Annotated in this window: 23 protein-coding genes; 4 read left to right on the top strand and 19 right to left on the bottom strand. The window is 64.0% G+C overall.

The annotated features are described in order from the left end of the window. Positions 1 to 3: 3 nt before the first annotated feature. Positions 4 to 726 (top strand): folate-binding protein, encoded by a 723-nt coding sequence (locus BGP00_RS17860; protein WP_292691467.1) that lies wholly within the window; start codon positions 4 to 6, stop codon positions 724 to 726. Here the strand turns inward: BGP00_RS17860 and BGP00_RS17855 are convergent. From BGP00_RS17855 to rplU, 4 genes are all read right to left on the bottom strand, one after another. Continuing rightward, positions 710 to 1,318, bottom strand: coding sequence for a TetR/AcrR family transcriptional regulator (locus BGP00_RS17855; RefSeq protein WP_292691469.1), 609 nt, complete (start codon positions 1,316 to 1,318; stop codon positions 710 to 712). The genes BGP00_RS17860 and BGP00_RS17855 overlap by 17 nt on opposite strands. 180 nt (positions 1,319 to 1,498) lie before the next feature. After that, on the bottom strand, positions 1,499 to 2,068 hold the full coding sequence (locus BGP00_RS17850; RefSeq protein ID WP_168604978.1) for a GNAT family N-acetyltransferase: 570 nt from the start codon (positions 2,066 to 2,068) through the stop codon (positions 1,499 to 1,501). A 320-nt stretch (positions 2,069 to 2,388) separates the two neighbouring features. Further along, positions 2,389 to 2,658 carry a 50S ribosomal protein L27 gene (rpmA, locus tag BGP00_RS17845; protein ID WP_168604977.1) on the bottom strand — a complete coding sequence of 90 codons (270 nt, stop codon included), beginning with the start codon at positions 2,656 to 2,658 and terminating at the stop codon, positions 2,389 to 2,391. An 18-nt stretch (positions 2,659 to 2,676) separates the two neighbouring features. Further along, entirely contained in the window at positions 2,677 to 2,979 is a 303-nt protein-coding gene (gene rplU, locus BGP00_RS17840; RefSeq protein WP_168604976.1) for a 50S ribosomal protein L21, read from the bottom strand. Positions 2,980 to 3,254: 275 nt separating this feature from the next. Here rplU and BGP00_RS17835 point away from each other — a divergent pair, with 275 nt between their 5' ends. Further along, entirely contained in the window at positions 3,255 to 3,851 is a 597-nt protein-coding gene (locus BGP00_RS17835; RefSeq protein ID WP_292691472.1) for a hypothetical protein, read from the top strand. On the opposite strand, the gene BGP00_RS17830 is transcribed toward BGP00_RS17835, so the two are convergent. From BGP00_RS17830 to coxB, 15 genes are all read right to left on the bottom strand, one after another. Next, complete coding sequence (locus BGP00_RS17830) at positions 3,848 to 4,318, bottom strand: molybdenum cofactor biosynthesis protein MoaE (RefSeq protein WP_292691474.1); 471 nt, start codon at positions 4,316 to 4,318, stop codon at positions 3,848 to 3,850. The genes BGP00_RS17835 and BGP00_RS17830 overlap by 4 nt on opposite strands. After that, a complete protein-coding gene (locus BGP00_RS17825) occupies positions 4,315 to 4,551 on the bottom strand; it encodes a MoaD/ThiS family protein (protein WP_292691476.1) in 237 nt (78 codons plus the stop codon). The genes BGP00_RS17830 and BGP00_RS17825 overlap by 4 nt, the downstream gene beginning before the upstream one ends. After that, entirely contained in the window at positions 4,551 to 5,561 is a 1,011-nt protein-coding gene (gene moaA / locus BGP00_RS17820; RefSeq protein WP_292691478.1) for a GTP 3',8-cyclase MoaA, read from the bottom strand. The genes BGP00_RS17825 and moaA overlap by 1 nt, the downstream gene beginning before the upstream one ends. A gap of 4 nt (positions 5,562 to 5,565) precedes the next feature. After that, positions 5,566 to 5,910: a Rossmann fold domain-containing protein gene (locus tag BGP00_RS17815; protein WP_168604972.1), complete on the bottom strand. Its 345-nt coding sequence runs from the start codon at positions 5,908 to 5,910 to the stop codon at positions 5,566 to 5,568. Next, positions 5,911 to 6,282 carry a dihydroneopterin aldolase gene (locus BGP00_RS17810; protein WP_292691647.1) on the bottom strand — a complete coding sequence of 124 codons (372 nt, stop codon included), beginning with the start codon at positions 6,280 to 6,282 and terminating at the stop codon, positions 5,911 to 5,913. A 355-nt stretch (positions 6,283 to 6,637) separates the two neighbouring features. Then, on the bottom strand, positions 6,638 to 7,537 hold the full coding sequence (locus tag BGP00_RS17805) for a class I SAM-dependent methyltransferase (protein WP_292691481.1): 900 nt from the start codon (positions 7,535 to 7,537) through the stop codon (positions 6,638 to 6,640). After that, a complete protein-coding gene (gene thrC, locus BGP00_RS17800) occupies positions 7,537 to 8,937 on the bottom strand; it encodes a threonine synthase (RefSeq protein ID WP_292691483.1) in 1,401 nt (466 codons plus the stop codon). The genes BGP00_RS17805 and thrC overlap by 1 nt, the downstream gene beginning before the upstream one ends. Positions 8,938 to 9,245: 308 nt before the next feature. Then, the gene (locus BGP00_RS17795; RefSeq protein WP_292691485.1) at positions 9,246 to 9,887 is read right to left on the bottom strand and encodes an SURF1 family cytochrome oxidase biogenesis protein; all 642 of its coding nucleotides are present in this window, start codon (positions 9,885 to 9,887) and stop codon (positions 9,246 to 9,248) included. Further along, on the bottom strand, positions 9,884 to 10,285 hold the full coding sequence (locus tag BGP00_RS17790; RefSeq protein WP_292691487.1) for a DUF983 domain-containing protein: 402 nt from the start codon (positions 10,283 to 10,285) through the stop codon (positions 9,884 to 9,886). Before BGP00_RS17790 ends, BGP00_RS17795 begins: the two co-directional genes overlap by 4 nt. Then, on the bottom strand, positions 10,278 to 11,108 hold the full coding sequence (locus BGP00_RS17785; RefSeq protein ID WP_292691489.1) for a cytochrome c oxidase subunit 3: 831 nt from the start codon (positions 11,106 to 11,108) through the stop codon (positions 10,278 to 10,280). Before BGP00_RS17785 ends, BGP00_RS17790 begins: the two co-directional genes overlap by 8 nt. 154 nt (positions 11,109 to 11,262) lie before the next feature. After that, the gene (locus BGP00_RS17780) at positions 11,263 to 11,826 is read right to left on the bottom strand and encodes a cytochrome c oxidase assembly protein (RefSeq protein WP_292691491.1); all 564 of its coding nucleotides are present in this window, start codon (positions 11,824 to 11,826) and stop codon (positions 11,263 to 11,265) included. 3 nt (positions 11,827 to 11,829) lie between these two features. Beyond that, the gene (locus tag BGP00_RS17775; RefSeq protein WP_168604944.1) at positions 11,830 to 11,973 is read right to left on the bottom strand and encodes a hypothetical protein; all 144 of its coding nucleotides are present in this window, start codon (positions 11,971 to 11,973) and stop codon (positions 11,830 to 11,832) included. Beyond that, complete coding sequence (locus BGP00_RS17770) at positions 11,970 to 12,923, bottom strand: heme o synthase (protein WP_292691493.1); 954 nt, start codon at positions 12,921 to 12,923, stop codon at positions 11,970 to 11,972. The genes BGP00_RS17775 and BGP00_RS17770 overlap by 4 nt, the downstream gene beginning before the upstream one ends. A 126-nt stretch (positions 12,924 to 13,049) precedes the next feature. Then, a complete protein-coding gene (ctaD, locus tag BGP00_RS17765) occupies positions 13,050 to 14,741 on the bottom strand; it encodes a cytochrome c oxidase subunit I (protein WP_292691495.1) in 1,692 nt (563 codons plus the stop codon). 25 nt (positions 14,742 to 14,766) lie between these two features. Continuing rightward, positions 14,767 to 15,744, bottom strand: a complete 978-nt coding sequence (coxB, locus tag BGP00_RS17760) for a cytochrome c oxidase subunit II (protein ID WP_292925798.1) — start codon at positions 15,742 to 15,744, stop codon at positions 14,767 to 14,769. A 246-nt stretch (positions 15,745 to 15,990) separates the two neighbouring features. Here coxB and pyrE point away from each other — a divergent pair, with 246 nt between their 5' ends. Then, positions 15,991 to 16,575 carry an orotate phosphoribosyltransferase gene (pyrE, locus tag BGP00_RS17755; RefSeq protein WP_168604962.1) on the top strand — a complete coding sequence of 195 codons (585 nt, stop codon included), beginning with the start codon at positions 15,991 to 15,993 and terminating at the stop codon, positions 16,573 to 16,575. Continuing rightward, positions 16,575 to 17,318 carry a pyridoxine 5'-phosphate synthase gene (locus BGP00_RS17750; RefSeq protein ID WP_292691499.1) on the top strand — a complete coding sequence of 248 codons (744 nt, stop codon included), beginning with the start codon at positions 16,575 to 16,577 and terminating at the stop codon, positions 17,316 to 17,318. Before pyrE ends, BGP00_RS17750 begins: the two co-directional genes overlap by 1 nt.

Genomic DNA, 17,318 nt, shown 5'->3' with positions numbered 1-17,318 from the left:
CCCATGACGAAGCTTGCCTCCCGCGCCGTGATCCGCCTCTCGCCAACCGACCCGCAGGAGGACGTCCGCAAATTCCTGCAAGGGTTGGTGACGCAGGATGTCGTGCTGGGCGCGCTGCCGACCTATGCCGCGCTGTTGACGCCGCAGGGCAAGGTGATCGCCGATTTCATCGTATGGGCCGATGGGGCGGACCTGCTGCTGGATGTGGCGGCGGATCAGGCCGATGGGGTGGTCAAACGCCTGTCGATGTATCGCCTGCGCCGCGCCATCGCCATCGCGCGGGATGATGCTTTGGCCGTGCATTGGAGCGCCACGCCCCAAGATGGCGCCACCCCCGACCCGCGCCTTGCGGAACTGGGCTATCGCTGGCTGGCGCCGGATGATGATGCGGCGGTTGATGAGGCCTATCTGGCCCATCGCCTGTCTTTGGGCGTGGTCGAAGGGGCCGAGATTGCCGACCTGCTCTGGCTGGAATGCAACGCGGTGGAGCTAAACGGCGTATCCTTCACCAAGGGCTGCTATGTCGGGCAGGAGAACACCGCGCGCATGAACTGGCGGCAAAAGGTCAATCGTCGGGTGGTCGTGGTGCCCGCCGCGCAATCACGCCCGGATCGACAGAGGGTGGATTATCCCGCGCTGGGCCTGTCGGTCGAACATTGGCGGGTGGATGACATTACCAACCCGCCCGCGTGGTTCGCGCAGGAAGACCTTAGCCCAGAGGCGTAAGCGCCCGCTCCGCCGGGACCAGCCCCAGCCGCACCGCCTCGGTTTCGATCAGGCGGGCGGCCATCTCGCGGCTCGAATCGCGCGAGATTTCCAGCGAATCGGCCAAGGGCGCGCCGATCAGCGAATCGCCCAGCGCCAGCAGCACCAGCGTCTGCGTCACATGACGCATGCAGACCTCGCCCGCATCATGCACCTCGTCCACGATGGCGTGGATCGCGCGGACGATGGTGTCGAGCGCATCGACATTGCCGATCAGCCGCATCCAGCTGACCAATTGCCCGCCGCCTTGCTTTTCAAAGGCGTCAAAGGCCAGATCGACCACATCGCGCGCGCTGCCGCTGCCATCGCGCTGGGCCAGCACGGCGCGCGCGACCGAGGCGCAGATCGACACCGCCATATGCTCGGCCAGCGCCTTTTGCAGCTCGGCCGCCGAACCGAAATGGTGCAGCAGATTGGCATGGGTGCGCCCCACCCGCGCCGCCACGGCTTTGAGCGTCACCCCCTGCGGCCCCTGCTCGACAAGCAGATCGCGCGCTGCCTCCATCGCGGCATTGCGGCTGGCTTCGGGGGAGAGACGCTTCTTCGGGCCCATGTCTTATGTCCAAACAGTACAAGCCCGCAGGCTCGCAAAACCACATTGCAGACCCATAAAGGTTTGCAGGTGGTCAAGCAAGAAGCGAAAGATTTTACCCGCTAAAGCTGTAATTTTCATTCACGCATCAGCGAATTTGCGTAATGTCAGACATATAGACCTGTTATGCGCAGAGACGCTTCAGGCCGCGCGCCTCCCTTCCATACCGCCATCGGGCGAATCATCCTGATCGTCATGCTCGGCGCGCAGCTCGATTTCGAACCGGGCCGACGGGCAAGCCTGCCCGCGCCCCGCGCTGAAAATCGCGCCGCGTTCGTCCACGGGCCGGAAACCCAGCCGCCGCAGCACCAACCCCGAGGCCGGATTGTCGAGAAAATGCCGCCCAACCAGACGCTTGTGGCCCAGCCCACGCGCCAGCGCCAGCATCGCCCGCCCCGCCTCGGTGGCATAGCCCTGCCCCCAATGCGCGCGCGCAATCCAATAGCCGATGTTGGCCTCGCCCTCGATCTCGCTCAGCCCGATCGAGCCGATCAGCGCGCTGCCCTCGGCGCCGGGGCGCGTGATGAGGAAATGCGGCAGACGCTCGTCCTGAGGCTGGCTGGCGAACCAGCGCGCGTCATTTTCGGTATAGGGCCAGGGCGCGCGCGCCAGATTGCGCACGATGCCCTCGTCGTCGATCGCGGCGTGAATCGCGTTCCAGTCTTCTGGCCACGCGGGCCGCAGAAACAGCCGTTCGCTGCGGTAAAACATGTGTATCGCTCCAAATCCCCGGTCCCGTTCGGGACGCCATGATCCTCAGTCCCGCGCAGGATTCCTAAGGGCGCGCGGTGACATTGCGGTGACGACCGGCCTCAGCCCAGCGCATGCTGAACCGCATTGGACGCAAATCCGCCTTGATCGAACGCAAAGCCATGCTCGCAGCCCGACCAATTTGTCGCGTCCCACCGATCGGCGGGTGAAGGAGAGATACGAAAAGAGGGAGATGGGCCGGGCCCCTCTCCCTCGTTCAGCCAAGGTGTCAGAACCTTGGCGGGGCCATCCCATCAGGATGGCCCAAATAGACCATCCGCTTACTCGGCGGCTTCGGCCAACGCGTCAACCGACACGTATTTGCGGCCCAGCTTGCCTTCATGAAAGCGCACGCGGCCTTCGGTCAGAGCGAACAGGGTGTGGTCCTTGCCGATGCCCACGTTCACGCCCGGATAGACCTTCGTGCCGCGCTGACGGATGATGATGTTGCCACCGATCACCAGCTGGCTGCCGAACTTCTTCACGCCAAGGCGCTTGGACTGCGAGTCGCGACCGTTACGCGACGAACCGCCTGCTTTCTTATGTGCCATTGTCGAAAACTCCTGAGCTTAGGCGGCCGCGACCGACACGATGCGCAGCAGCGTGAGCAGCTGGCGATGGCCGTTCTTGCGACGATAGTTGTGACGGCGGCGCTTCTTGAAAACGATCACCTTTTCCGACTTCGCCTGAGCGATGATCTCGGCCGAGACCACCACCTTCGAAGCGTCGGCGACAACGCCTTCTTCGCCGGCCAGCAGAACATCACCCAGCGTGATCGTCTCGCCGGCTTCACCAGCCAGCTTTTCGACCGCGATTTTGTCTCCGGCGGCGACCCGATACTGCTTACCGCCCGTGCGCACGATAGCGAACATGATGCAAATCCATTCAAAAAATTACGTGGCCGCCCCGGCCGCGTTTCCCGAAACCTGCCGCCAAGCCAAAGGCCGAGCAAGGCGGTTATTCGAGGAGCCGCGAGCGACGCGCCGACCCCCGCCACACACGGCAGGGTTCGGAAAGAAGCTGCGCCGTTAGTGCAACCGCCCCCGCGTGTCAATGCACCGCATGACAGAAAGGCCCATTCCCTCCCGGAAACTCTGGCCAATTTCTGCCCTCTGGCGAATAGGCGCAGGCGTGCTATGGCGCATCCATGCTTGGCCTTATCGCAAAATCCGCCTCATCGACAGCCCAATCGAGCAGGGCGCAGCGCCACCGATTCGCGCATGCGGCCCGATTCGCTCCGCTGGCCCTGCTGATTCCCGCGCTGCTGGGGGGATGCAGCACCGCTTCCTATCCCTCGCTGGCGCGCCGGGCCGAGGAAAAGCCGATGGTCACGCCCGCCGCTGCTGCCGCCGGTGCCGCGCAGGATCAGGTCCCTGCCGGTCTCAGCGCCAAAATCGATTCGCTGCTGCGTGCCGCGCATGATGCCGACAAGGCGTTTGCCGCGGCCCGCCCCGCCGCCGACCGGGCGCTCAATGCGGCCGACCATGCCAAGCCCGGCGATGAGACATGGCAACAGGCCAATCTGGCGCTGAGCGATCTGGAGCGCCAGCGCGGCGTGCTCGGCGTGGTCGAGGGCGATATCGAGGAACTCTATACGCAGGACCGCATGGCCCATGCGCCCGAAAATCCAGATATGCCGCGCGCCGCCGCCCGGATGATCGAGACCGCAAGGTCGGAAATCTTCGCCCTTGGCGCGGCGCAGGATCGCGCGCTTGACGCGGCGCGCCGAAAATTGCCGCGTTAATTGCCGATCTGGCCCCAGCGGGCCAGATCGGCGTAATCCTGTTCGCGCGGTTCGACCCAGGCCCATTGCCCGGCGCGCTTTTCGCGCTTCCAGAACCAGCTTTCGCTCTTCAGGTGATCCATCGCGAAATCAGCGGCGGCAAAAGCATCACGCCGATGCCGCGAGGCCGCCGCCACCAGCACGATCGGATCGCCAGGCGCCATCTCACCCACGCGGTGCCAGATCAGCAGGCCATCGAGCGCCCAGCGGCCCAGCACATCGCGCGCCAGCGCCTCCATCCCCGGCAGGGTCAGCGGGGCGTAATGCTGAAGCTCAAGCGCTTCAACATCGTCGCCCTGCTGGGAACTGTCGGCTCGCACCTGCCCCAGAAAGCTGACCACGCCGCCCGATTGCGGATGGGCGGCGGCAAAGTCGCGAATCGCATCGCCCGCGTCAAACGCCTGCTCGATCAGCCGGACCTCGATCATCCGCCGCTCACCGGGGGCAGGAACGCCAATTCATCGCCAGCCTTCACCACCAGCCCATCGCCCGCCACCAGCGCGCCATTCAGCGCCAGCCTGACCCGCGGCCCGGCCAAAGCCTGTGCCAGTTCCGGCTCCATGTCGGCAATAACCCCCGCCAAAGGTCCCGGCGCCACCTCGCGCTCGGCCCCTCCGGCGAGATCCGCCAGACGCCCCAGAAACACCAGCCGCGCCATCATCACCCCCCCGTCATCGACATATGGCGCGGCAAGGCAGGCTCGGCGCCGGGGCGGTTGATCTCGAAATGGTGGCGCGCGGGCTTGATCCGCATCGCCTCGTCCAACGCGGCTTCGAGCGCGCTTTCCGGCTCCTCGCTGCGCAAGGCGGCCCGCAGGTCCACCTGTTCACGCCCGCCAAGGCAGGCGAACAATTGCCCGGTAGCCGTCACGCGCACCCGGTTGCACCCATCGCAGAAATTGCTGGTCAGCGGCGTGATCAGCCCCAGCCGACCGCCGGTTTCCTCCACATGCCAGTAACGCGCCGGGCCGCCGCTGCGATGCGCATCCTCGGTCAGGGTAAAGCGCTGCTCCAGCCCTGTGCGCACCTGCGTCAGCGGCAGATAGTGATCGTAACGATCCCCCTCCACCTCGCCCAGCGGCATGACCTCGATCAGTGTGATCTCGTGGCCCGCGCCATGCGCCCATGCGACAAGATCGCCGATCTCGCCCTCATTCTCGCCTTTGAGCGCGACAGTGTTGATCTTGACCGCCAACCCGGCCGCGCGCGCGGCGGCAATGCCCTCCAGCACCTGCGGCAACTGATCGCGCCGGGCGATGCGGGCGAATTTGGCCCGGTCCAGCGTGTCGAGGCTGACATTGACGCGGCGGATGCCCGCCTCGCGCAGATCATCGGCAAATTCGGCCAATCGCGTGCCATTGGTCGTGATGGTCAGCTCGTCCAGCCCATCACCGATCTTGCGCCCGATCGCCCGCACCAGCTCGATCATATCGCGCCGCACCAAAGGCTCGCCGCCGGTCAGGCGGATCTTGCGCACGCCGCGCCCGATGAAACCCAGCGCCAGCCTGTGCAATTCCTCAAGGCTGAGCACTTCGGATTTGGGCAGAAAGGTCTGCCGCTCGGGCATGCAATAGGTACAGCGCAGGTCGCATCGGTCGATCACCGAAAGCCGCAGATAGGAAATCCGGCGTTGGAACTGATCGACCAAAGGTTGACGCGACGGCTGGCTCATGGAGTCAATCTATCACCGCTCCGGGCGCTTGGCTATCCAGTCGCAGGATTTGCCCGGTAATCCCGGGTGAAGCGGCCAGAAAGGCACAGGCCGCCGCAATGCCCGCCGGTTCGTCGCATTCCACCAGATTGGCCCGCGCCGGAGCATAGGCCCGCGCCAGCCCCTGCACCGCCGCCAGACGCCAGGCGCGATGCTCATGCCCCGCCAGAGGCATCACCAGCACCAGATCGCCATCGGCCAGCATTGCCTCGGCCTGCGCCAGCCATTGCGCATGAAACGCCACGGCAGCGGCCAAAGGCCCGCCCGGCAAATCCTCTATCGCCAGAACCTGTTGATCGGACGTGGGCATTTACCGCCGCTCGCGCGTCAGGGTCATGCCGATCTTTTCCCCCGCCTCGCTGATGGCCAGCTTGACGATCTTGACCGTCACACCCTCCACCCGCTCGTCCTGAAGGAACAGGGTGTCGGCAATATGATCGGCCACCGCCTCGATCAGCGTGAAATGCACGCCCTCGGGCAGCGCATCGCTGGCGGCAAACTTCAGGTCCATGTAATTCTTGCTCGCCCCCAGCGGCGTGTCGGGCAAATAGCGGTCATAGGGCTTGAGCTTCACACTCACGCTGATGCGCAAGGGCTGCTTCTGGCCCGTCTCTTCCGAATAAACGCCCGTCAGAACGTCCACTTCAAAATCGGCCACTTCAAGAATCAGGCTGTCCGCCACGTTGGATGCTTTCACGATGATAGGGGGTGTTTGCGCGCGGGCCGATGGCAGGTTGCGCGGGGGGAGTCTAGGGGTTTTAAGGGGCAATGCCCCCGGCGGGCAAGGGAGAGCCTCCGGCGGGCAAAGGGCGGGGGCCCTTTGCAATCCCATTATGGGGTCGCGCTTTGCCCGCTCGTGGGCTTATACGGCATGGTTGAATAAAGCCTGCGGCGCGGCGAGGTAGTGCTGATCGGTGCCGCAGGCTTTCAAAATCCAAGCGCTGCGTCGATCAACCCTGGTTGATGTAGAACACAATAAAGACAGTACCGGGATTGCAAAGGGACCAAGTCCCTTTGCCCGCCGGAGGCAAACTCCTTTAATCCCGACGCCACCGCGCAAAGATCGCCGTGGGCAACATCCGCCCCGCGCCATCCTCGCGCACCGCCAGATCCCCATGCTCGACATAGCCCGGCAGCCCGGCGAAAGCCTCGTCCAGCAGCCCGGCAATGGCCAGCGAGGACATGCGCACCGCATAGACCGTCAGGAACAGGAACCGGCTGTTTTCATCCAGCAATTGCCGGGCATCATGGATCAGGCCGGGCAGGTGTTCTTCCAGACGCCAGACCTCGCCATCCGGCCCGCGTCCGAATTTGGGCGGGTCCATGATGATGCCGTCATAGCGCTTGCCCCGGCGTACCTCGCGCGCGGTGAACTTGGCCGCATCATCAACGATCCAGCGCACCGGGCGGCTTTCCATGCCCGACAGGGCCGCGTTGACCCGCGCCTGCGCCACCGATTTCTTGCTGGCATCCACATGGGTGACAGGACCGTACTGGCTCAGCGCCAGCGTGCCGACGCCGGTATAGCCGAACAGATTGAGCGTGGAGGCATCGCTGCGCTCGCCCAATTGCTGCCCCATCCAGCCCCAGACCGGCGCCATATCGGGAAAGAAGCCCAAATGGCGGAAGGGCGTGCATTGCGCGGTGAATTTCACATCACCCCAGCTCAGCGGCCAGCCATCACGCGGCACCGGCTTGGTATAATTCCAGCGCCCGCCGCCATCCTCATCCGCGCCCGGCACGAATTCGCCATGAGAGGCAATATGGGGCGCATCCCAATCGGCCATGCGCGGCTGCCACAAAGCCTGCGGTTCGGGGCGAATGAAGCGATAGTCGCCATAGCGCTCCAGCTTGCGCCCCGCGCCCGAATCGACCAGCCCGTAATCGGCCCAGCCATCGCCGGTCAGCAGGACGGGCTGGTGGATCAGCTCTGCCATTATGCCTTCGCGGTCGCCCGCTCGGCGACATAGGCGCAGACCGCGTCATAATCACCGGGCAGTTCGGCATAGCGCTCTTCGCGCTCGAACAGATCGCCCACGCGCTCGGGCAGGCCGGGGCGGTGACCGGTGCTGCGCTCGACCGCATCGGGGAACTTGGCCGGATGGGCCGTGGCCAGCGTGACCACCGGGGTGCCCTTGGCGATTCCCGCATTGCGTGCGGCATGGATGCCGATGGCGGTGTGCGGGTCGAGCAATTCGCCCGCCGCTTCCCAGCCCCAGCGGATGGCCTGCGCCATTTCATCAGCATCGGCGCGGGCCGAGACGAAGAGCGCTGCGGCGCCTTCGCGCTGCGCATTGGTCAGCGTCATCGCCTTGGTGGCCTCGAACCCGGCCATCTGCTCGGCCAGAGCCGCGCCATCACGGCCGCCCACATCGAACAGCAGGCGTTCAAAATTCGACGAGACCTGAATGTCCATGCTGGGCGCAGCCGTCGGCGTCACCGTCCCGGCCGAATAATCGCCGCTCGACAGCGCGCGGTGCAGGATGTCATTCACATTGGTGGCGACGATCAGCTTGGCAATCGGCAGGCCCATCTGCGCGGCGACATAGCCGGCGAACACGTCACCGAAATTGCCGGTGGGCACCGAGAAGGCCACTTCGCGTTCCGGCGCGCCCAGTTGCAGCGCGGCGGCGAAATAATAGACCACCTGCGCCATCAGACGCGCCCAGTTGATCGAATTCACCGCGCCGATGTTGAACTGATCGGTCACGGCCTTGTCGTTGAAAATGCGCTTCACCATCGCCTGCGCATCGTCGAAGCTGCCCTCGATGGCGATGTTATAGACATTGGGGGCCAGCACGGTCGTCATCTGGCGGCGCTGAACGTCGCTGACGCGGCCCTTGGGATGCAGCATGAAAATGTCGACCTTGGCGCGGCCTGCCACGGCGTCAATTGCCGCGCTGCCGGTGTCGCCGCTGGTGGCGCCCACGATGGTCAGGTTCTGCGGGCTGCGGCCCAGGAATTCTTCGAACAAGAGGCCCAGCAATTGCAGCGCCACGTCCTTGAACGCCAGCGTCGGGCCGTGGAACAGCTCCAGCAGCCACTGCTGCTCGTCCAACTGCTTCAAGGGCGTCACGGCAGCGTGCGAAAACCGGCCATAGGCCGCCGTGGTCAGCTCCAGCAGGCGCTCATAGCTCAGGCTCTCGCCCACGAAAGGCGCCATCACCTTGGCCGCCAGCTCCGCATAGGGCAGGCCCGCCAGCGCGGCGATCTCGTCCTTGGAAAAACGCGGCCATTCGCGGGGCACATAAAGCCCGCCGTCGCTGGCCAGACCAGCCAGAGTCGCGCCTTCAAAATCAAGAACCGGTGCGTTGCCGCGCGTGGAGATATATTCCATGGGATTCCCTGTCCGTTTGGCCCGCCCCGTTAGCCGCAGAGGGGCGCAGGGGCAAGGGTTTTGCGGGATTCAGGGGTTTTTATGCCTCCGGCGGGCAAAGGGTCTCGACCCTTTGCAATCCCATTATGGGGGATGCGTTTGGTCGGTGACGGGGTGCGATTGGGATGGTTGGCAAGGCCTGCGGCGCGGCGAACTCGCGCTGAAACGCGCCGCAGGCTTTCAAATTCCAACCGCGCGTCCGAAACACAACGCCGAACCCAAAGCGCAACGCAGACGATAATGGGAGCGCGAGGGTCCAGACCCTCGCATCACTCCCCTTCTTCTTCCCCCGACACCCTCTTCCTCACCGCCACCGCATAAATCACCAAAGCGGTCAGCGCGAAAAGGAACCACTGCACCGCATAGGACAGGTGATTATTGGGCAAATCGCGCGGATCGGGCGTCGCATTGCTCGCCAGCCCCGCCAGCGCCGGATCGGCCACGACATGATGGGCAAATTCGCCCCCCGGCACGACCAGCCCCTCCACCTGCCCGCCGCTCCATGCCACGGGCGCGGGCTTGTTGCTCCACCCCAGCACCACATCGGCCAGCACACCCTTGGGCGCCTCGGTGGGATGGAACCCCTGCGTATCGACAGGCGCGGTCAGGCATCGCGCGATATGCGCCCAGCCCGCCTGCCCCGCCGCATTGCGCCCGGACTGGGCCGAGATCTGCAGCACCTGCTGGCACCAGAACTGCGTGCGGTGGAAATCGCGCGCATCCGATTGGCGATAGCGCCATACCTCGCCAATCGAAACCGGGCTGCGGTCGCCCTGCGCGGCGGTGAAACGCGCGATCTTGGACTCTTTCTGGGCCAGTCGGTCGAGCTGCCAGAAGCCGAGGTGGACCATATAACCCGCCGCCGCCAGCACCAGCAGCGTGGGGATCACGGGCAATTTGCGCCAGTTCATCGCGAATCGACATCCTTTGCGCCTGCTTCACTCGCCCGCCGCTGATATTCCGCCGTCAGCAGCGCGGCCTTCGACACGCGCAGCCCATAAAGCGTGGGCAAAACCACCAGCGGCACCAGCACCGCGACATAGACCCACACCGGCGGATCGACATCCAGCGCCAGCCATGCCGCCACCACCGCCGCCAAAGCGCCAACCCCAAAGGTCAGAAAGGCCGCCGGTCCATCGCCGACATTGAACGCACCGAAATCCAGCCCGCATTTTTCGCAGCGCGGCGCAAAATGGGCAATGCCCGCAAACAGGCCCTTGGCCCCGCAGCGCGGGCACAAACCGAACAGGGCAGCCGAGACGATTCCCGGCTGCCCTGCGGATGAGGATGGCTTTGCCGGATCAGTCAACCGCAAAGCCCCAGTTGCCCCAGATATAGATGCACACGAAGAGGAACAGCCACACCACGTCGACGAAGTGCCAATACCATGCGGCGGCCTCAAAACCGAAATGCTGGCGCGGGGTAAAATCGCCGCGATAGGAGCGGGCCAGACAGACCGCGAGGAAGATCGTGCCCACGATCACATGGAAACCATGGAAACCGGTCGCCATGTAAAAGGCCGAGCCATAGGTGTTCTTGCCAAAGGCGAAGGGCGCATGGGCATATTCAAACGCCTGAAGGCTGCTGAACAGAATGCCCAGAATGATGGTCAGCCAGAGCCCCTTTTTCAGCCCCGAACGGTCGCCATGGATCAGGCTGTGATGCGCCCAGGTCACGGTCGTGCCCGAAAGCAGCAGGATCATCGTGTTGAGCAGCGGCAGGTCGAAAGCGTCAAGGACAGCTTCCAATTCCTTGGGCGGCCATTGCCCGCCGATCGCCTTCGAAATGGTCGAGGGAAACAGCGAGAAATCAAAGAAGGCCCAGAACCAGCCGACAAAGAACATGACTTCCGAGGCGATGAACAGGATCATGCCATAGCGCTGATGCAGTTGCACCACCGGCGTATGATCGCCCGCATGGGCCTCGTTCACGATCTTGTTGAACCAGGTGAACATGGCCGCCAGCAACAGCGCCAGCCCCGCCCATGGCACAATATGACCCAGCGCCCCGAACGTCTCGGGGTGCATCATGAACACCATGCCGGTGGTAAAGGTGAAAGCCCCGAGCGTGGTGGCCAAAGGCACCAGATCGGGCGGCAGGATATGGTAGTCATGTGTCTTGCCAGAGGCCATCGCATTCATCCCCTTTTTGCCATGGGTGCGGGCCTGTTGCGGCCTCTTTCCCCCGGCATTTGTTGTGTTCAAACCTATCTTTCCTGAAGCCCCCGGTCCAGCACGATTTGCAGACCGAAAAGCGTGGATTTCCTGCTCGTTCCGCCCGCCTGCCTCAGGCTCCCGGCACGGGGTGGAACGTATAACTCAAGGTGATCTGTTCCAGACCTTTGAGGTCCTTGTCCTCAAGGATCTTGGGATCGACGTAATAACTGACCGGCATGGCCACGCTCTGCCCCGGTTGCAGCGTCTGTTGCGTGAAACAGAAACAGGCCACCTTGGTGAAATAACGCGCCGCCTCGTCGGGCGAGACGTTGAAACTGGCCGCCCCGGTGATCGGCTTGTCCGACGTGTTATGCGCCTCGAAAATGGCCAGCGTGCGCGCGCCGATGGCCACGGTCTGCGTGGTCTGGCGCGGGCGGAATTGCCATGGCATGCCCGGATCGACATTGGCGTCGAAACGCACCGACATCGTGCGCCCGGCGGCCACCTTGACGCCTTCGGCCTGGGCCTCGCTGGCGCGGCGGGGCGTGCCGCCATAGCCGGTGGCCTGACAGAAAATCCGATAAAGCGGCACCGAGGCATAGCCCAGACCCGCCATCCCCAGCGCCACGCCCGCCGCAATCATCGCCACGCGGCGGTTGCGGTTTTGCGGCACGGGCGGGTTCAGGCCGGCCATGGATCAATGCCCCATCTTGGCAATGGTGATGGCAAAGAACAGCACCACCAGACCCAGCAGCACCAGCCCCAGCGCCTTGTTGCGCCCGGCGATGATGCGCTTGCGCTCCTCCATCTTGCTTGCGTCCATGTCGATCGGTTCGCTCACAAATATCCTCCGATGATCGGCACCCAGCGATCCGCCACCAGCGCGGCGAACAGGGCGAACAGATAAAGCACCGAAAAAGCGAAAAGCTGCTTTTCCGGCTTCATGGAATCGTCCTCATCGCGCCGGTTGCGGAAACCCACCCGGATCGCCAGCAACAGGAACAGCGTCGACAGCACGCCCGCCGACACGCCGTAAATCCATCCCGGCCCGCCATCATCCTTGGGCAGAAACACCGGCAGCAGCGTGAGCGGCAGCAGCAGCACCGAATAGGCGAAGATCTGGCGCCGGGTGGATTTTTCCCCCGCCACCACCGGCATCATCGGAATGCCCACCTTGGCGTAATCGGTCTTCACAAACAGCGCCAGCGCCCAGAAATGCGGCGGCGTCCACATAAAGATGATGAGGAACAGCAGCACCGGCATCCATGTGATATGGCCCGTCACCGCCACCCAGCCGATCATCGGCGGAAAAGCCCCGGCCCCGCCGCCGATCACGATATTCTGCGGCGTGCGCGGTTTCAGCCAGACCGTATAGACCAGCGCGTAATAAACAATCGACACCGCCAGAATGACCGCGCAGATCCACCCTGCCGCCAACCCCATGGTCAACACCGACAGCCCTGAGAGCGCCATGCCGAAATCGCGGGCTGATTCGCGGTCCATCCGCCCGGCAGGCAAAGGCCGCTTGGCGGTGCGCTTCATGCCCGCGTCAATGTCGGCTTCCCACCACTGGTTGAGCGCGGCGGCCCCGCCGGCACCCACCGCAATGCATAGAATCGTGGCGAATCCGATCACCGGGTGGATATGGCCCGGCGCCGCCAGCAATCCGCAAAGGCCGGTGAAGATCACCAGCGTCATCACGCGCGGCTTGGTCAGGGCGAAGAAATCGCGCCAGTCGGCAGGCTGACGAGCGGCGGGTTTGGCGCCGGTTTTGACAGGGGGGATGCTCATGGGCATTCCCCCTTGCGCCATTGCGCCGCGATGTAAAGGGAGCACGCGAGACATAGCTGTCCCTTCGAGTAACAGATGCGGCCGGATTACGGGCGCCCGGAGCGGGTCCGGGCGCCGCAACCATCCTTAATGGTGACCATCGTCCTTGATCACCGGCAGGGTTTCGAACTGGTGGAACGGCGGCGGGCTGGACAGCGTCCATTCCAGCGTCGTCGCGCCCTCGCCCCAGTAATTGCCTTCGGCCTTTTTGCCCATGGTGAAGGCATAGATGATGTTGATGATCCAGATGCCGATCGAGACCGCCATCACCATATAGCCGATCGTGGCGATATGGTTCCAATAGGCATAGGCAGGCGTGAAGTCAGGGTAACGGCGCGGCATGCCCTGCATCCCCAGGAAGTGCATGGGGAAGAAGATCATGTTCACGCCGACAAAGAACACCGCGAAATGCAGATAGGACAGCAGTTCGGAGTGCCAGCGTCCACTCATCTTGGGGAACCAGTAGTAGAAACCGGCAAACAGCGAGGTCACCGCGCCCAGCGAGAGCACATAGTGGAAGTGACCCACCACATAATAGGTGTCCTGAAGGTTGTCGTCCAAACCGCCATTGGCCAGCTCAACGCCCGTGACGCCGCCCACGGTGAACAGGAAGATGAAGCCGATGGCCCAGACCATGGGCGAGGCGAAGCGGATCGAACCGCCCCACATCGTCGCGATCCACGAGAAGATCTTGATGCCGGTGGGCACCGCGATCACCATCGTGGCAGTGGTGAAATACATCTTCACATCTTCGGACAGGCCGGTGGTGTACATGTGGTGCGCCCACACGACAAAGCCCACCACGCCGATCGCCACCATCGCATAGGCCATGCCCAGATAACCGAACACGGGCTTGCGGCTGAAGGTCGAGACGATCTGGCTGATGATGCCGAAACCGGGCAGGATCATGATGTAGACTTCGGGGTGGCCGAAGAACCAGAACAGATGCTGATACAGGACCGGATCACCGCCGCCCGCCGCATCAAAGAAGGTGGTGTGGAAATTGCGGTCGGTCAGCAGCATCGTGATGGCGGCCGCCAACACCGGCAGCGCCAGCAGCAGCAGGAACGCCGTCACCAGCACCGACCAGACAAACAGCGGCATCTTATGCAGGGTCATGCCCGGCGCGCGCATGTTGAAGATGGTGGTGATGAAATTGATCGCGCCCATGATCGAGCCTGCACCGGCAAGGTGCAGCGAGAAGATCGCGAAATCGACCGCAGGCCCCTGCGAACCCGAGGTCGAGAGCGGCGCATAGGCTGTCCAGCCGATGCCCGCGCCCTGACCGGTGCCGCCCGGCACAAAGGCCGAACACATCAGCGAGCAGAAACCCGCCACCGTCAACCAGAACGAGATGTTGTTCATGCGCGGGAAGGCCATGTCGGGCGCACCGATCATGATCGGCACAAACCAGTTGCCAAACCCGCCGATGATGGCAGGCATGACCATGAAGAACACCATGATCAGGCCATGCGCGGTAATCAGCACGTTCCACAGGTGGAGCTGCTGGTCAAAGCTGGGATCTTTCGTGCCCAGCAACTGCGCAAAATAACCCAGATACTGGATGCCCGGCTGCGCCAGTTCGGCACGCATGATGCCGGAAATCGCGCCCCCGATGATCCCCGCCGTGATGGCAAAGATCAGATAGAGCGTGCCGATATCCTTGTGGTTGGTGGACATGAACCAGCGGGCGAAAAAGCCCGGCTTGTGGTCATGGTCGTGATGGTCATGCACATGCCCGTCGGAATGGGCGTGAAATTCGTCTGCGATGGTAGCCATTGTTCTTCAAACCCTCGCGTAAAAGTTATTCGCCGGACGAGGCGGCGGCGGCCACCTCGGTCCCCGAAGCGGCTTCGGCGGCAGGCGAGGCGGCGGCAGCGGCAGGGGCCGCAGCGGGCGCCTCGGGCGCGCCGTCGATCTTGGCGCCGGCATGCGTCATCACCCAGGCGTTATACTGGGGACGGGGCAGCGCCTCGACCACGATCGGCATATAGCCATGGCGCGCGCCGCAAAGCTCGCTGCACTGGCCATAATAGACGCCCGGCTCCTTGACGAACAACACCTTCTCGTTGATCCGCCCCGGCACCGCGTCCAGCTTGAACCACAGCGAGGGGACCGCAAACGAGTGGATCACATCCGCGCCCGTGGTCTGCAGGCGAATCGGTTCGCCCACCGGCACCACCATGCGGTTGTCGGCGGCCAGCTGCGGCGGCTCGCCGCGCTTCACCGCCTCCTCGTGGCTCAGCATGTTGCTGGTCACTTCGAACTCGCCATTGTCGGGATAGGCATAGGTCCAGTACCACTGGTTGCCGATCGCCTTGATGGTCAGCGCTTCCTTGGGCGGGGTCTTGAACTGATGGGCCAGCAGCTTCATCGAGGGGACGAAGACCACCAGCAGGATCAGCACGGGAATGCCGGTCCAGATCACTTCGAGCAGCGTGTTGTGGCTGGTCTTGCTGGGCACCGGATTGGCGCGCGAATTATAACGCACCATCACCCAGACCAGCAGCGCCAGCACGAAAAGCGTGGTCGCGATCAGGACGGTCATCACGATGTGATCGTGCATCCACAGGGCCTCAAGCCCGGTGGGGGAATATTGGGTCTGAAAGGTCAGCCCGCCGTCAACCGGCATGCCCTTGCCGGGCGTGGGCTTCATCGGGGTATAGCCGCCCGGCGCAACAGCAAGACGATCGGCAGCCGCATGGGCCGCGCCCGCAGCGATCAGCGCCAGACCCGGCGCCACTTTCAGGACATTTCGCGCCATCAAGGCAATACGCAACATTCGGCGCCCGAAGGCCCCGGATACTTCTCCCAAAATCATGGCCTACGTTCTTTCTTCTTCGCCGCTCGGAAGAAAAGCCCCCTCCTCGTCCGGCGTCCCACAGGCTCCGGGACTTTTGTCCCTTAGGAACAGGGTGTACCAGCGCTTGCCCCAGCCCACAAGCGCCTCTAGGGGTAAATTTGAAGCAGGGCGCGCGCCGCTCCTGCGGGAATCGCACAAGTTTTTTGGACGAAGGCAAGACAAAGCATGACCGAAGAAGAGGTGCTGGCCGAATTCCGCGCCAGCCATGCCCTGCTCGAAGGGCATTTCCTGCTCTCCTCTGGGCGCCACAGCGCGCATTATCTGCAATGCGCCCGCGTGCTGATGAACCCGGAACGGGCCAGCCGTCTGGCGATTGGCATTGCCCAGAAATTGCCGCGCGACCTGCGCAAGGAAATCCAAAAGGTCATCAGCCCGGCGATGGGCGGATTGATCATCGGCCATGAAGTGGGCCGCGCGCTGGGCGTGGACGCGATGTTTGTCGAACGGCCCACCGGCACGTTCGAACTGCGCCGCGGCTTTTCCATCGAACCGGGCGACAAGGTGCTAATGGTCGAGGATGTGGTGACGACCGGCCTGTCGAGCCGCGAGGCGATCAAGGCCATCGAGGATGCGGGCGGCAAGGTGATCGCGGCGGCGGCCCTGATCGACCGCAGCGCAGGCAAGGTGGATCTGGGCGTGCCCTTCTATCCGCTGATCGCGCTCAACTTCCCCACCTATGCGCCCGATGAAGTGCCCGCTGCTCTGGCCGCCACGCCTGCGGTCAAGCCCGGCAGCCGGGCCAAGCCGTAATGAACGCGCTCAGCCCCGCTCGCCTGCGCCTTGGCGTCAACATCGACCATGTGGCCACGATCCGCAACGCGCGGGGCGGCGCTCATCCCGATCCCGTGCGCGCGGCCCAGATCGTTGCGGCGGTGGGCGGCGACGGCATCACCGCGCATCTGCGCGAGGATCGCCGCCATATCCGCGACGAGGATCTGGCGCGCATTCAGGCCTCGACCTCGCTGCCGCTCAATCTGGAAATGGCCGCCACGGACGAGATGCTGGACATCGCGCTGCGCCACAAACCGCACGCCGCCTGCATCGTGCCCGAGCGGCGCGAGGAGCGCACGACCGAGGGCGGGCTCGATGCGGCCGGGCAGCACAACCGCCTTGCCCCCATCGTTCAGCGTCTGAGTGATGCGGGCATCCGCGTCTCGCTCTTCATCGCGCCCGAAATGCGCCAGCTTGACGCCGCGATCCGCCTTGGCGCGCCGGTGGTGGAATTTCACACCGGCGAATATGCCCATGCCGAGGGCGAGGCCTGTGCGGTCGAATTGAAGCGCCTTGCCGATATGGTCGCGCTTGCCGCGCGCAACGGGATCGAGCCTCATGCGGGCCACGGCCTGACCTATGACAATGTTCAGCCGGTCGCCGCCATTCCCCAGATCGCCGAACTCAACATCGGCCATTATCTGATCGGCGAGGCGGTGTTCGTCGGCCTTGAAAACGCGGTGCGCCGGATGCGCGAACTGATGGACGCGGCGCGCGGTTGA

The organism is Novosphingobium sp. 63-713, from assembly GCF_001898925.1.
Classification (GTDB): domain Bacteria; phylum Pseudomonadota; class Alphaproteobacteria; order Sphingomonadales; family Sphingomonadaceae; genus Novosphingobium.
The sequence above is the reverse complement of the archived record's forward strand: the minus strand, read 5'-3'. Positions and strand labels throughout refer to the sequence as shown.

Bases quoted from the DNA above. Each gene is read 5' to 3' on its own strand.
- BGP00_RS17860 (WP_292691467.1), top strand. From the start codon at position 4: ATGACGAAGCTTGCCTCCCGCGCCGTGATCCGCCTCTCGCCAACCGAC.
- BGP00_RS17855 (WP_292691469.1), bottom strand. From the start codon at position 1,318: ATGGGCCCGAAGAAGCGTCTCTCCCCCGAAGCCAGCCGCAATGCCGCG.
- BGP00_RS17850 (WP_168604978.1), bottom strand. From the start codon at position 2,068: ATGTTTTACCGCAGCGAACGGCTGTTTCTGCGGCCCGCGTGGCCAGAA.
- rpmA (WP_168604977.1), bottom strand. From the start codon at position 2,658: ATGGCACATAAGAAAGCAGGCGGTTCGTCGCGTAACGGTCGCGACTCG.
- rplU (WP_168604976.1), bottom strand. From the start codon at position 2,979: ATGTTCGCTATCGTGCGCACGGGCGGTAAGCAGTATCGGGTCGCCGCC.
- BGP00_RS17835 (WP_292691472.1), top strand. From the start codon at position 3,255: ATGCTTGGCCTTATCGCAAAATCCGCCTCATCGACAGCCCAATCGAGC.
- BGP00_RS17830 (WP_292691474.1), bottom strand. From the start codon at position 4,318: ATGATCGAGGTCCGGCTGATCGAGCAGGCGTTTGACGCGGGCGATGCG.
- BGP00_RS17825 (WP_292691476.1), bottom strand. From the start codon at position 4,551: ATGATGGCGCGGCTGGTGTTTCTGGGGCGTCTGGCGGATCTCGCCGGA.
- moaA (WP_292691478.1), bottom strand. From the start codon at position 5,561: ATGAGCCAGCCGTCGCGTCAACCTTTGGTCGATCAGTTCCAACGCCGG.
- BGP00_RS17815 (WP_168604972.1), bottom strand. From the start codon at position 5,910: ATGCCCACGTCCGATCAACAGGTTCTGGCGATAGAGGATTTGCCGGGC.
- BGP00_RS17805 (WP_292691481.1), bottom strand. From the start codon at position 7,537: ATGGCAGAGCTGATCCACCAGCCCGTCCTGCTGACCGGCGATGGCTGG.
- thrC (WP_292691483.1), bottom strand. From the start codon at position 8,937: ATGGAATATATCTCCACGCGCGGCAACGCACCGGTTCTTGATTTTGAA.
- BGP00_RS17795 (WP_292691485.1), bottom strand. From the start codon at position 9,887: ATGAACTGGCGCAAATTGCCCGTGATCCCCACGCTGCTGGTGCTGGCG.
- BGP00_RS17785 (WP_292691489.1), bottom strand. From the start codon at position 11,108: ATGGCCTCTGGCAAGACACATGACTACCATATCCTGCCGCCCGATCTG.
- BGP00_RS17780 (WP_292691491.1), bottom strand. From the start codon at position 11,826: ATGGCCGGCCTGAACCCGCCCGTGCCGCAAAACCGCAACCGCCGCGTG.
- BGP00_RS17770 (WP_292691493.1), bottom strand. From the start codon at position 12,923: ATGAGCATCCCCCCTGTCAAAACCGGCGCCAAACCCGCCGCTCGTCAG.
- ctaD (WP_292691495.1), bottom strand. From the start codon at position 14,741: ATGGCTACCATCGCAGACGAATTTCACGCCCATTCCGACGGGCATGTG.
- coxB (WP_292925798.1), bottom strand. From the start codon at position 15,744: ATGTTGCGTATTGCCTTGATGGCGCGAAATGTCCTGAAAGTGGCGCCG.
- pyrE (WP_168604962.1), top strand. From the start codon at position 15,991: ATGACCGAAGAAGAGGTGCTGGCCGAATTCCGCGCCAGCCATGCCCTG.
- BGP00_RS17750 (WP_292691499.1), top strand. From the start codon at position 16,575: ATGAACGCGCTCAGCCCCGCTCGCCTGCGCCTTGGCGTCAACATCGAC.